Origin of the sequence: Neopusillimonas maritima (assembly GCF_003576595.1) — a bacterium.
GTDB lineage: Bacteria > Pseudomonadota > Gammaproteobacteria > Burkholderiales > Burkholderiaceae_B > Neopusillimonas > Neopusillimonas maritima.
In genome coordinates this window covers 282,521-294,714 of record NZ_NQOU01000004.1, presented here as the reverse complement: position 1 = coordinate 294,714, position 12,194 = coordinate 282,521, and the positions used below count along the sequence as shown (strand labels likewise).

At 54.8% G+C, this 12,194-nt stretch carries 14 protein-coding genes and 1 pseudogene; 12 read left to right on the top strand and 3 right to left on the bottom strand.

Annotated features, from left to right (window positions below; translation table 11 throughout):
- Positions 1 to 156: 156 nt before the first annotated feature.
- Positions 157 to 1,830, top strand: a complete 1,674-nt coding sequence (locus tag CJO09_RS11790; protein ID WP_119442513.1) for an ABC-F family ATP-binding cassette domain-containing protein — start codon at positions 157 to 159, stop codon at positions 1,828 to 1,830.
- On the opposite strand, the gene CJO09_RS11785 is transcribed toward CJO09_RS11790, so the two are convergent.
- Positions 1,794 to 2,438 carry an ATP-binding cassette domain-containing protein gene (locus CJO09_RS11785; protein WP_119442512.1) on the bottom strand — a complete coding sequence of 215 codons (645 nt, stop codon included), beginning with the start codon at positions 2,436 to 2,438 and terminating at the stop codon, positions 1,794 to 1,796. The two genes, CJO09_RS11790 and CJO09_RS11785, sit on opposite strands and share 37 nt — an antisense overlap.
- Positions 2,439 to 2,540: 102 nt before the next feature.
- On the opposite strand from CJO09_RS11785, the gene CJO09_RS11780 reads away from it, so the two are divergent.
- Complete coding sequence (locus tag CJO09_RS11780) at positions 2,541 to 4,193, top strand: AMP-binding protein (protein ID WP_245961314.1); 1,653 nt, start codon at positions 2,541 to 2,543, stop codon at positions 4,191 to 4,193.
- Between the two features lie 170 nt (positions 4,194 to 4,363).
- On the top strand, positions 4,364 to 5,689 hold the full coding sequence (locus tag CJO09_RS11775) for an HD-GYP domain-containing protein (protein WP_119442575.1): 1,326 nt from the start codon (positions 4,364 to 4,366) through the stop codon (positions 5,687 to 5,689).
- A 44-nt stretch (positions 5,690 to 5,733) separates the two neighbouring features.
- Here the strand turns inward: CJO09_RS11775 and CJO09_RS11770 are convergent, their stop codons facing one another.
- Together CJO09_RS11770 and CJO09_RS11765 are read right to left on the bottom strand one after the other, a co-directional pair.
- Positions 5,734 to 6,414, bottom strand: a complete 681-nt coding sequence (locus CJO09_RS11770; RefSeq protein WP_245961313.1) for a prepilin peptidase — start codon at positions 6,412 to 6,414, stop codon at positions 5,734 to 5,736.
- Between the two features lie 5 nt (positions 6,415 to 6,419).
- Positions 6,420 to 6,890, bottom strand: coding sequence for a type II secretion system protein N (locus tag CJO09_RS11765; protein WP_119442511.1), 471 nt, complete (start codon positions 6,888 to 6,890; stop codon positions 6,420 to 6,422).
- 83 nt (positions 6,891 to 6,973) lie between these two features.
- On the opposite strand from CJO09_RS11765, the pseudogene CJO09_RS15955 reads away from it, so the two are divergent.
- The 9 genes and pseudogenes from CJO09_RS15955 to gspN all read left to right on the top strand — a co-directional run.
- A pseudogene (locus CJO09_RS15955) lies at positions 6,974 to 7,048 on the top strand (hypothetical protein); the annotation flags it as partial.
- Positions 7,049 to 7,483, top strand: coding sequence for a type II secretion system major pseudopilin GspG (gene gspG / locus CJO09_RS11760; RefSeq protein ID WP_119442510.1), 435 nt, complete (start codon positions 7,049 to 7,051; stop codon positions 7,481 to 7,483).
- Complete coding sequence (locus tag CJO09_RS11755) at positions 7,455 to 7,973, top strand: prepilin-type N-terminal cleavage/methylation domain-containing protein (RefSeq protein ID WP_158582752.1); 519 nt, start codon at positions 7,455 to 7,457, stop codon at positions 7,971 to 7,973. The genes gspG and CJO09_RS11755 overlap by 29 nt, the downstream gene beginning before the upstream one ends.
- Positions 7,970 to 8,341, top strand: coding sequence for a type II secretion system minor pseudopilin GspI (gene gspI, locus CJO09_RS11750; protein ID WP_119442508.1), 372 nt, complete (start codon positions 7,970 to 7,972; stop codon positions 8,339 to 8,341). The genes CJO09_RS11755 and gspI overlap by 4 nt, the downstream gene beginning before the upstream one ends.
- Positions 8,338 to 8,886 carry a PulJ/GspJ family protein gene (locus CJO09_RS11745; RefSeq protein WP_119442507.1) on the top strand — a complete coding sequence of 183 codons (549 nt, stop codon included), beginning with the start codon at positions 8,338 to 8,340 and terminating at the stop codon, positions 8,884 to 8,886. The genes gspI and CJO09_RS11745 overlap by 4 nt, the downstream gene beginning before the upstream one ends.
- Positions 8,883 to 9,794 carry a type II secretion system minor pseudopilin GspK gene (gspK, locus tag CJO09_RS11740; RefSeq protein ID WP_119442506.1) on the top strand — a complete coding sequence of 304 codons (912 nt, stop codon included), beginning with the start codon at positions 8,883 to 8,885 and terminating at the stop codon, positions 9,792 to 9,794. Before CJO09_RS11745 ends, gspK begins: the two co-directional genes overlap by 4 nt.
- 1 nt (position 9,795) lies before the next feature.
- The gene (gene gspL, locus CJO09_RS11735; RefSeq protein ID WP_119442505.1) at positions 9,796 to 10,818 is read left to right on the top strand and encodes a type II secretion system protein GspL; all 1,023 of its coding nucleotides are present in this window, start codon (positions 9,796 to 9,798) and stop codon (positions 10,816 to 10,818) included.
- On the top strand, positions 10,815 to 11,405 hold the full coding sequence (gene gspM, locus CJO09_RS11730) for a type II secretion system protein GspM (protein WP_158582751.1): 591 nt from the start codon (positions 10,815 to 10,817) through the stop codon (positions 11,403 to 11,405). The genes gspL and gspM overlap by 4 nt, the downstream gene beginning before the upstream one ends.
- Positions 11,402 to 12,178 carry a type II secretion system protein N gene (gene gspN, locus CJO09_RS11725; RefSeq protein ID WP_119442503.1) on the top strand — a complete coding sequence of 259 codons (777 nt, stop codon included), beginning with the start codon at positions 11,402 to 11,404 and terminating at the stop codon, positions 12,176 to 12,178. The genes gspM and gspN overlap by 4 nt, the downstream gene beginning before the upstream one ends.
- The last annotated feature ends 16 nt before the right edge of the window (positions 12,179 to 12,194 follow it).

Genomic DNA, 12,194 nt, shown 5'->3' with positions numbered 1-12,194 from the left:
AGCCTCAAATGCTACAATTCGTGCTGTTTTTGCGCGGTTTTAGCGCCCTGCTTCCAGGTGCGCCGCCCAGTTGGCCCCCGCCGCACCATCCTTTGTTCAGATCCCAGCCCACCTTGGTTAAGGGGTTTGTGCATTCAAAATAAAGATCTGCCCTTAATGATTATCCTTAAAAACGTGACCTTGCGTCGCGGCAGCAAAGTATTGCTTGATAAAACCTCCGTCTCGCTGAATCCCGGTGAGAAAGTGGGTCTGGTGGGGCGTAACGGCGTGGGCAAGTCTTCGTTATTTGCTTTGTTGAACGGCACCTTGCACGACGACGGTGGCGAATTTTCTATTCCGGCGCAGTGGCGTATGTCGCAAGTGGCGCAAGACATGCCGGAAACGGAACAAAGTGCGACCGATTTCGTCGTGGAGGGCGATACGGTTTTGCTGGCGGCCCAACACGAAGTGACGGCGTCTGAGGAAAGTGACGATGGCATGCGCATGGCGTACGCCTATACGGCATTACACGACGCCGGCGCACACGATGCACCTTCGCGGGCTCAGGCCCTGATTCTGGGGCTGGGCTTTAGTGTGGCTGAACTCGACAAGCCGGTGAACAGTTTCTCGGGCGGCTGGCGTATGCGCCTGCAATTGGCGCGCGCGTTAATGTGCCCGTCGGATTTGCTGCTGTTGGATGAACCGACCAACCACCTGGATTTAGATGCGTTGGTATGGCTGGAAGCGTGGCTTAAGAATTATGCCGGGACAATGGTTGTTATTAGTCATGACCGGGAGTTTCTGGATTCCGTGACTAACGTGACGCTGCATATCGACAATGGCAGGTTGGTACGCTACGGCGGCAATTACAGCAAGTTTGAAGACATGCGGGCGGAACAAATGGCGTTGCAACAGGCGGCCCATGCGAAGCAGCAGGAAAAGGTGGTTCACCTGCAAAAGTTTATCGACCGTTTCAAGGCAAAAGCCAGTAAAGCCAAACAGGCACAAAGCCGTGTTAAGGCCCTTGAGCGCATGGAAAAAATTGCGCCGGTTCTGGCAGATGCCGAGTTCCAGTTTGGCTTTAAAGCACCGCTTAATCTGCCCAACCCCATGTTAGCGATTACTGCTGCTAGCTTTGGTTATCCGCCGCCGGAGGATGCGCCCTCTAATGCGACGCCTACGGTAATCGTTCAGAACGCCAATCGTTCTGTTTTGGCGGGACACCGTATTGGTATTCTTGGCGCGAATGGGCAGGGCAAGTCGACGTTGGTGAAAACCATTGCGGGGGCGTTGCAGCCTATTGCGGGTGAAATCATTACCGGGAAAGGCTTGAATATCGGTTATTTTTCCCAGCAAGAACTCGACGTTCTGCGGCCTGCCGAAAATCCGCTGGAACACATGATACGCCTGGTACGAGACACCCCCGCCGGGGTGCGTCCCAGTGCCATGGAATGCCGCGAACAGGGTTTGCGTAATTTTCTGGGCACCTTCAATTTCAGTGGCGATATGGTCAAGCAGGCGGTTGGCAGCATGAGCGGCGGTGAGAAAGCGCGTTTGGTGCTTTGCATGATTGTGTGGCAGCGCCCTAATTTGCTGCTACTTGATGAGCCCACCAACCATTTGGATTTGGCAACCCGCGAGGCACTGAGTGTGGCTTTGAATGAGTTTGAAGGCTCGGTGATGTTGGTCAGCCATGACCGTGCCTTGTTGCGTTCGGTTTGCGACGAATTCTGGCTGGTGTCGCGTGGCGGAATTCAAGACTTCGATGGCGATTTGGACGATTATCAGGTCTATCTGTTAGAGGAAGCCAAGCGTCAGCGCGAGGCAGCCTCGTCGCGTAACGCTGCGTGAAGGCGAGTGATTTCTAGGGTGGCCGCCTCGCAGGCTTGCACCAGATCGAAGTCGAAACTGACGAACAGGACGACGCGATCTTTAGCCCAGATTTTGAATTGCTCTGCCACGACGGCACAGGCGCGTGCGTCTAATCCGCTTGTGGCGCCGTCTAAAACTACAACGGCAGGGTTGCCGATTGCGGCTGCCGTAAGGTAAACCTTGCGGCGCATGCCCGTCGACATTTGTTCAAAGCGTTTGTCCAGATGCGGCGTCAGCTCGAGCCTGGATGCCAAGTCGAGTACGTCGTCATCGATGTTCGCGTTTTTCTCTGACGCGACTTTTTCCAGCAGCCAGCGGCCCGTTTCCATGGGAAATTCCATGGTGTTGTCGGGTACATAGGCGATTCGGCTTTTGGCGTGTTTCGGATCTTTTGTTAATGAGATGCCGTCGATAAAAACGTCGCCCGAGTCGGGCTTGATGAGCCCTGCAACAATACCCAGCAAGGTGGATTTACCGGTACTTTCTTGTTCGCATAGTGCGAAACATCCCGGTTCGAACGTATATGTTAAACCCTGGAATACCAGATGGCCGTCGTAGTGTTTACTGAGATTGTTGATACTGAGCATGAGCCAAACTATTTAAATGGTGAATAGTAATAATAATAGTTCCTTCATTGTATTTATAACCCTTCCTGTCTATTATTGATCGAAAACAAGGGGGACAAAGCAGTGATTCAACCACTTAATCGTATCGACGGGGTTGTTTATCCCGATGCCGAAAAAGCACGTTTCTATACCGGGTGCGGCGCGTGGGAGCGCAGAACAATGGGCCAGGCGCTGCGCGATGCGGCGCAAATTGCACCCGATCAAGTCGCCTATGTGTGTGATGAGCGCCGAATTACTTTCGCGCAGCTTGATGCGGTAACCGACCGTTTGGCAGCTGCGTTGCGCAAGCTGGGCTTGCGTTTGCACGATCGCGCGATGTTTCAAATGGGCACCAATATTGAAACCGCTATTGCATTGTTTGGTTGCTTTAAAGCGGGGGTCATTCCCGTATGCAGTATTCCGCAATTTCGTGAAATTGAAATTGGCACGTTAGCCAAACTTACACAGCCCAAAGGTTATTTCGTGCAGAAGGATGCGGGCGGCAACTTCGACTTGCTGTCATTTGCGGCGGATATGGCCAAGCGCCACGATATTCCCCATGTTATTTCGACGGGTGGAGAGACAGTTGAGGGTGTGCACACACTTGACGATTTGTGTGCTGAATCGTTGCCCGCTTTGGATACATCCGACGAGTTCAGTGCGGGCGATGTGGCGGCTTTTCAGTTATCCGGGGGCTCAACGGGTGTACCGAAAATTATTCCCCGTTTTCATGGTGAGTACCTGGCGCATGGGCGGGATTGGTGCAACCAATATGAAATGGAAGCTGGGAATATTGGTATTTGGGCTTTGCCTGTTCTGCATAACGCGGGCATGCTTTTTTCGATTGTGCGGGCCGTCATTTACCCTGCAACAACGGTATTGATGCCACGTTGGGATGTAGCGCGCTACTTCGACATGATTGAACGCGAGAAGGTGCAGTTTGCCTTTACGATCGGCCCGCATGCGCCCGCCATTGCTTCTTATCCGCATGTTGCGAAACATGATCTGTCATCGTTGAAGATGTTGTTTACGCTTATGGGAGCAGAGTCGATTGAGCGGGCCACAGGTGTGTGCTCAACCAATATGTTCGGCATTACCGAGGGCCTGATCTTAACGGGCACGCCCGGCGCCTCGGCCGAGATTCGCCACGGCAGTATCGGTATGCGGTGCTCACCGCACGATGAAATACGTATTCTTCAGCCCGGTGGCATTAATGAGCTGCCAGTGGATGAAGTGGGCGAACTTTGCTTTCGCGGGCCTTCGTCGTTACAGGGCTATTACTCCGCGCCCGACATTAACGCTGTGAGCTTCACGCCCGACGGCTTCTTCAGAACCGGGGACATGGTGCGTGCGCGCCGTATCGATGGCGAACTGGTGTACTGCTTCGAAGGCCGTATGCGCGACAACATCAACCGGGGCGGAGAGAAATTTGGAACCGAAGATATTGAACATTTGATTGCCCGTCACCCCGCCATTGCCGATGGCAAGGTGGTGGCCATGCCGGACGAAATCTATGGCGAGAAAGCTTGTGCGTTTCTGATTGCACGTGAAGGATGCACGTTGCCCACGGTGAAAGAACTGGGTGCGTTCTTACTTGAAAAAGGCCTGGCCAAATATAAATTGCCCGAACGCATCGAGTCATGCGATTCGTTTCCCGTAACACGGGTGGGCAAGCTTGACCGCGCCGCTTTACGTGCTCTTATTGCAGAAAAATTGGCGCAGGAGGCCTCAAAGTGAAGATCAATATTCTGGGTGGTGGGGCGGCAGGTTTGCAATCGGCTGATTGCAAGTCCTTGCGTGGGAAATTCCGTTGTGCCGCGTAAGAGCAACGCGTATGATCAAGTTTCGCGGCAACCTTAAGCCCAAAACCCATTTAAAACACAATGCTGCATTGTGTGGTGGCAACAATGAAAACATTGAAACTTTCGGAGTTGATGGGCGCGTTCAGCTATGCGCTTGACATCACAGAAGGACAGCCACCGGGCCATTGTGTGCGTTGTTGCTGGATCGGTATGCATATTGGCCGCCAAATCGGCTTATCGCAACAGCAGCTTTGGGAACTTTATTACACATTGCTGCTGAAGGATCTGGGGTGTAGCAGCAATGCGGCGCGCATTTGCGAACTCTATCTTACCGACGATCTACAGTTCAAAAAGGGCTTTAAAACAGTCGGCGACAGCAAGCCGCGTGCGTTGTCGTTCGTGCTGGGTCATACGGGTTTGAGCGAGGGCTTGGCCGACCGGTTCAGGCGTGTCATGAGCGTTATTCGCAATGCCGATGAGCTCACACAGGAACTGATTTCAACGCGTTGCCAGCGCGGCGCCGAGATCGCACGTTTGTTGCGGTTCCCTGTTGAAGTTGCCGAGGGTATTCGCAGCCTTGATGAACATTACAACGGTAAAGGTTATCCCGACGGTCTTGTTGCCGATCAGATTCCCATTTATTCGCGTATTGCCTTGCTTGCCCAGGTGATTGATGTCTTTCATACCGAAGGTGGCGCACAGGCCGCCCTGGATGAAATTAACCTGCGTTCGGGGCGCTGGTTCGATCCGGCGCTGGTAAAGGCTTTCGACGCGGTTTCGCGTGACCCGCTTTTCTGGGATATGTTGTCTTCGCCGGCTATCGACGGCGCGGTGCATGATTTGGAGCCGTTGCATCATCAAGTCGTTCTCGATGAAGATTATTTGGATGATATTGCCGCTGCTTTTGGTGAAGTGGTGGACGCCAAAAGCCCGTACACCAGTGGTCACAGTGTCAGGGTGGCGCAGTATGCCGACATGATTGCAAACCGGCTGGAGCTATCTGCATCGAGTCGGCGCTGGCTTAAACGTGGCGCGTTATTGCATGACGTGGGCAAACTCGGGGTGAGCAACAGTGTGCTCGACAAGGCGGGTAGTTTGGATCAGCAAGAGTGGGCCGCCGTGAAGCGGCATGCCGGTTATACCGAGACGATACTCGGTCGTATTTCAGCCTTTAATGAGCTTGCCCGTGTTGCCGGCGCGCACCACGAACGGCTGGACGGTGCCGGTTATCCCCGTGGCCTGACGGAGCAAGACATTCGGCTGGAAACGCGCATTATTACCACCGCCGATATTTTCGACGCTATTACTGCGGAACGTCCGTATAAAAGTGCGATACCCGTGGATAAGGCGCTGGAGATCATGCGCGGGACGGTAGGCACAGCATTGGATCCGGATTGCTTTGAGGCTTTGTGCGCGGGTTTGGGTAAATAGAGCGACGCAATTAAGTGCGTTTACCGACTGTGGCTTTCAAATAATCAAGCCAACAGATAAAGCATGATGGCAATGCCCCCTGCCGCAAGGTAGGGGCCGAAGCTGATTGCCTGGCCGCGCTTAAGGTGGCCTCGCATTTTCATGATGCCGGCCCAAACCAACGCCGTAATGGAAGCAAGCAGCAGCACCCAGGGTAAAGCCATCCAACCCAACCAGGCGCCCAGGGCGGCCAGCAGCTTGAAGTCGCCCTGCCCGATACCGGCTTTGCCTGTGGTTTTGAAAAAGACGTGAAAGGTGATCCATAGCCATAAGTAGCCGGCTATGGCGCCAATCACCGCATCGGGCAAGGGAGTGAGTGCCCCGTTCAGATTAACCAGCAGGCCCAGCCACAACAGGGGCAGCGTAAGCAAATCGGGAAGCAGACCCGTCCGAGCGTCGACCCATCCAAGCGTGACCAGTACGTTATTGAAGACGATGACTGCCAACCCAACGGGTGTCGGTCCTAGAAGCCACACCGTGATTAAAGTGGTGAGCGTTGTTATGAGCCACACTGGAATGTGCGCGGAAAAATCGAGGAGTGGATTTTGCCGGGTAAGTCGAGGGTTGATTTGTACAACGAGCCGCAAGGCGGCTTGGCGCAATAACCATGTGAGCCCCCAAGACCACATTAAAGCAGCTGCAATGCTGACCGCCGGATTAAGACCCCAAGGTTCCCATTCCCACATAAATGTCAGTTTGCGTTCTGGGTGATGAAGCCATTGGGATAGTTGGCTTGTTGGCGGGTAATGGGAATATCTTCAGCCACGCCATCCTGGCTGATGGTGATACCGTTGTGTGACACCGTTTCAAGAAAAATGCCAGGCGCGAGAGATTGGCCGTTGCGATACGTACGCGCAGGTTGATTATTGATGCTGAGCAGTGCCGCACCTTGCCCGCCCGTGTTGGCAATAACCCCGACAAGATCAATTTTTATGCCAAGCGTTCGCCCGCCGAACCATTGCGCCATGGGCTGAATGCCGGGATTGGCGGAATAAGTCGACAAAACGGGCGCAAGCTTTTGGGGGGTGGGGGCGAGCAATAGCGCCGCCCAGATGCCCAGGCCCGCGGCCAGAGCGATAACGGCAATGGTACGTACAACGCGCGGCGCAACAGGGTCTGTAGAGAATGTTTGAATCGTCATGAGATAGGATGGAGGCAGCATTGCTTTGTCGGCAACGTGAGTTTGCCATGACTACAACCAAAAACACTACTGAAAAATAATGGCAAACATCGGTTTTTACCGTCAAGAATAAGGTATATATTCAAAACCTGTTTATGTCTGTCATGATAACGGGCTATTTTCTATATCAGGCTAAGTAAATGATGCCCTCGCGTAAAAGAAGATTGAACCGCCAACGCGGTTTTTCGTTGATTGAAATTATGGTGGTAGTGGTCATTATGGGTGTATTGGCCGCTTTAATTGTGCCTAATTTAATGGGTCGCCCCGATCAGGCGCGTGCCATTGCCGCCCGTCAGGATATTGGTTCGCTCATGCAGGCGTTGAAGTTGTATCGGCTTGACCATGGCCGCTATCCGAATAACGAGCAAGGTTTAAACGCACTAATGGGCGCCGGCGATTCGGCGCAGGCAGGGCGGCAAGCCTATTTGGAACGTTTGCCGAATGACCCTTGGGGAACACCCTATCAATATTTGAATCCGGGTGTGCATGGTGAAGTGGATGTGTTCTCTTTGGGGGCAGACGGGCGCCCGGGCGGCGAAGGAAAAGATGCGGATATCGGATCCTGGTCGCAATAGTCGCGCTGAAAAAGGGTTTACCCTGCTGGAGATGCTGGTTGTGCTGGCTATTATGGGGACAACGGCGGCTTTGGTTGGGGTTGGCCTGGTGGCGGGCCGTGAGCGCCGGCTATTGAAGCAAGACGCGCAGGTGTTGTCGCAGCTTTTTACGGCGGCTCAAGCGCAGGCGCGCCAACAGGCAACGGCTATTGCCTGGCGGTATGGGGCAAACGGCTTTAAGTTCGAGTCGGTTTTGCAAACCCCGTATCTGCCGGCCGATCTGGCGCGTTATGTCGATTTGAATCATCAAGCACTCACTGAGCGTAATCCAACCTTGCGGGCGCGTGCCTGGCAATCTGAAGAGCCGGTGCGTGTTCGTGTTGATCCGCCCATTACACCGGTTTTCAACCGTGAATGGATGTCGGGTCCCCGGGTGGTTGAGCTGGATAATGGTTTGACTCAGGTCCGGATAGTGCGTTCGGCCCAGGGGCAGTATCGGGTGCTGCCATGAGCGGTTATTCGCATCAATCGGGTTTTACATTGGTTGAAGTGCTGATTGCGTTGGCGATTGTGGGTATTGCTTTGGCGGCGGGCATGCGGGCATTGGGCTTGAGCGTGGACGGCACACGTGCCTTGCAGCAACGCACGTTGGCGTTGCAAGCGGTAGAAAACCGGGTAGCCGAACTGCGTTTGTCGCGCGAAATGCCTGCTCCGGGGCGTCGTTTTCAGCCGTGTCCGCAAGGTGGCCTGGATTTTGTGTGTGAACAGGTTTTTGCCGATACGATCAATGCCAATTTTCGTCTTGTGACGGTGCGTGCCCGTTTGGGCGCTGGCCCGGTATTGGGCGAGTTGAACGGCTTGTTATCGGTGCTGCCATGAGTGCAGCCACACCTGCGCAACGCGGCTTAACGTTGATAGAGATCTTGGTGGCGCTGGCACTCATGGCCTTGCTGAGTGTGATTTCCTGGCGCGCGCTCGACATGACGGATCGTTCGGTTCAAATCTTGCAGACACGCATTCAGGATACGCAGTCTTTGGCAAGGGTGTTGGGTCAGGTTGAACATGATTTGAAGCGTCATGTGGGCGTGCTTTGGCGCTCGCCTGTTTTGTCTATAGTTCGCACCCGGGAAAATGGTGCTTGGCAGTTGGTTGAGTGGCGTCAGGACGGCTCACGTTTGCTAAGGGCGGTCAGTGATCCGTCATACACTTTGCCGATGCCGGAATTGAATCGTTATGAAGTCGTACTGGAGGATATTGCCTCATTCTCCCTGCGTGAGTGGGGCGCTGAGCAGCAATGGGTGTCGCCGACGGAAACACTGGATTCAGACGCGAGCGAAACAGGGCTGAAAGGGTTCGAGGTAAGCGTTGTCCGCATCGATAATGGCGCGCCCGCTGTATTTCGGAAGGTGGTGTTATTGCCATGAGCACCCGCCGTCGACCTAACACGTTCTCGATGCAGCGCGGCATGGCGGTGGTGGGCGCATTGGTGGTGGTGGCGGCTGTTTCAATGATGGCGGCAAGTATGGTTCAACAACAGGCCATGCTAAGCAGATTGCTTGTTGGAGAACGCGATCGCGCACAGGCGGAGTGGTTATTGCGGGGTGGGCTCGATTGGGCCCGCGTGATGTTGATTAATGACGCGAGACGTCATGCTTTAACCGTGCCGAATGGGGTGTGGTCGCAGGCAATTGTGGGATTTGAAGTGCCGTTGCCGGATGGCACTCGCAGTGCCCAGGTGTCCGGCCAAATCGAAGATGAGCAGGGGAAATTCAATTTGAATGCGTTGGCGGTCGAGGGTCAAATACAGCCGGACGCGGTGTCTGTATTGCGTCGCCTGTTTTCAATGCTGGGCGTGGCCCCGGAATTGGCTATGGTGGTTGCGCAGCGTATTGCCGGTTCGCAGCAAGCGCAAATAACGCAACAAGGTCCGATTGGTCTGCGCACTTTGCGCGACCTGGAAGGGGTTGATGGTTTTTCCGTGCAGACGATCATGCGTATTAAAGATTACATTACGATTTTGCCTGAACGGGGGCCTGTTAACGTGAATACCGCACCCGCTGAACTGCTAAGTGCGCTGATGCCGGAGTTGGGTCTGGCCGCTGCGCGGGGGTTGGTCAAAGCGCGCGATGAGGGGCAATGGTTCAATAGCCGGGGTGATTTTTTGAATCGTACACAAATGAGGGGGGGCAACCTGGCGGTCGCGATAGGAATAAGAAGTGATTGGTTCAAGGTTTCCGGTGTGGTGTCCTTGGGTGAGGCTTTAACCACTGTGCAGGCGTTGATGCATCGTACCCGACAGAATCCGCCTGCTGTTGTCTGGATAGAACATTAATATGAAAACCCGCCTGCGACTCGCTTTGCCGAAACTGGATCAAATTGATAGAACGACGAAAGTGGCTTTTGCCTTGTTTGATCGAGGGGGACGTTTGCTGCGTAGTGGTGAGCAAGCGCTGGAGTCGCTCGCGCAAGGCACTGGGGCTGATTGGGTCGAGGCGATTCTGCATCCCGACGATGCGGTTGTGGCCACCGTGCAGGTTCCGCCGGTTCGGTCGTCACAACGTGAAGACGCAATTAATGCATGCGTTGAGCCATTGACGTTAAGCAATGTAGAGGATTTGTGTATTGCGTATGGGCCAAGAGGCAGTGAAGGCGGGGTGGATGTTGCCTGGGTGGATCGCAAAGCCGTGCTGCATGGATGGCAGATGCTGGAGCGCTTGGGCTTGAACGTACAACGGATCACGCCGCTGGCACACGCATTGCCGCAGCGTGATCCTCATCCGGGTCGGCAGCTTGCTTTGCCGGTTGACGCGCGCTGGCAAACGCCTCTTCCAGATTGGTCCTTTGCGCGGCCAAAGTGGCGCCCGCATTCGCCGGTCAGGCAATGGAAATCGACGTTGTATTGGGTCGCGGCGGCTGTGCTGGTGTGGTTGGCGGGTTTGCAGCTTTATGCCAATCAATTGAACCGGGAGATGGAAGGTTTGCGTGATCAGGCGGTACGCGAGGTGCAAAACGCATTCCCGCAGATGAGCGTGGTGATTGATCCGTTGCGTCAGGCACAGAATGAGCGTGATGCGTTGTTGCGGGCAACGGGGTCAGCCGTGCAAAGTGATTTCATTCCGCTGGGTTTGGGTGTCGCAGCATTGCTTGGGCCATACGATATTCAGCTTGAAGCCCTGCGTTACCAGGATCAAGTGCTAACGCTTGTGCTGGTGGAAAATACCGGGGCTGGAGCGGCTTTTGAAACAGTGCGCCTGACAGCTGAACAACAAGGTCTGACCTTGAGTCGCGACGAAGGTAAGAACAACAATATTTGGCGTTTCAGCCGGAATCAAGTGAGCGAAGGAGCGCAACGGTGAGTTTTCTTTTCAGGTTGCGGTCACAGGCCCAAACACTTCGCATACGCGGCGCGTCTTTAGTGCAACATGGCTCAATTCGGTGGGCGGGTTTGAACGCGCGTGAGCGTGGGCTGGTTGGCTTTTGCGCGGCTTTTTTATTGCTTGTAACGGTTTGGATTTTGCTTGTGAGTCCGGCGTTAAAAACGATTGATGAAGCACAGGTATCGATACCGCAGTTGCGCACCGATCTGGTGCAGATTCAAGCTTTGGTTGTTGAGGCAAAGTCGTTAAGTCGGCAAGTGTCCGGCGCGATCCCTGATCAGCAGATGCGTGGTGCCATAGAGGAAAGTCTGCAAAGCGCAGGGTTAAGTTCGCGGGTTCAGTTGCTGGAAGAGGGGGCGGGTGGGCAAGCCAATTGGCGCTGGCTGATTGTTTTTTCTAACGCCAACGCTGCCGATGTGCTCGCTTGGTTGTCTGACGTCCCCTACGCCTTGCGTTTGCAGATCCATGCGGCTGATTTGGCACGGGCTGTCGTGTCGGGCAGGGCACAGCCTGATCAGCTCAGCGGCGAAGTAATTTTGCAGCAGCCCAGTGAGGCGGCCTCGTGAGGCGGCGTATTGTTGCTCAGGTGGCGGGGCTCCTGCTTGTTGCAGGCGCTGCTGCGTTTGCCGTGCTGCCTGCACGGTGGGTGATGTCGTGGGTGCCGTCAAATTGGCCTTTGTCTATTGTGGATGCCGATGGTACGGTGTGGCAGGGGCGTGCCACGATTGCCGTCGGTGTTCAGGGCCGAATGCGCACTGTGCCCACGCCGGTTGAGTGGCGATTGGTTTGGGGCAATAGTGGCTGGCTGCCGCGCCCGCAATGGTATGTTGAGCATCCTTGGTTGAATGGACCCTTGCTCCTTGCACCGGCCTTATCGGGCATGGGTGTATCGGGGCAGTCGCTGGAAATGCCGGCGCTGGTGTTGTCGACACTGGATGCCCGGATTGCGGCCATGGGTCCCGGTGGGGTGTTGCGGGCAAGTTGGCCGGCGTCGTTTCTGGGCCAGGCTGAGCGCGCGCAGGGAGCCGAGTTGTTGCGTCTCGACTGGCTCAATGCGTCGTCGTCGTTAACGCGGGTTCGTCCCATGGGCCAATATGTGTTGACGCTAACGCAAGGTGAACCGGGGTCGGTGGAAATGGGCCTGAAAACAACGGAGGGCCCATTGCTTCTTGAGGGCAACGGCGTTATTCACGGTAGGGTTGATTTTAATTTCGAGGTGGTTGCCCGTTCCGCCCCTGGTGTGGGGGCGCAAACACAGGCGGCGCTGCAAGATTTATTGGCGACATTGGGGCCGTATCGAAACGGGGAAACGCGGTTGCGGTATCGTGCGAATCCATAAATGAAGAAAGAGAAAT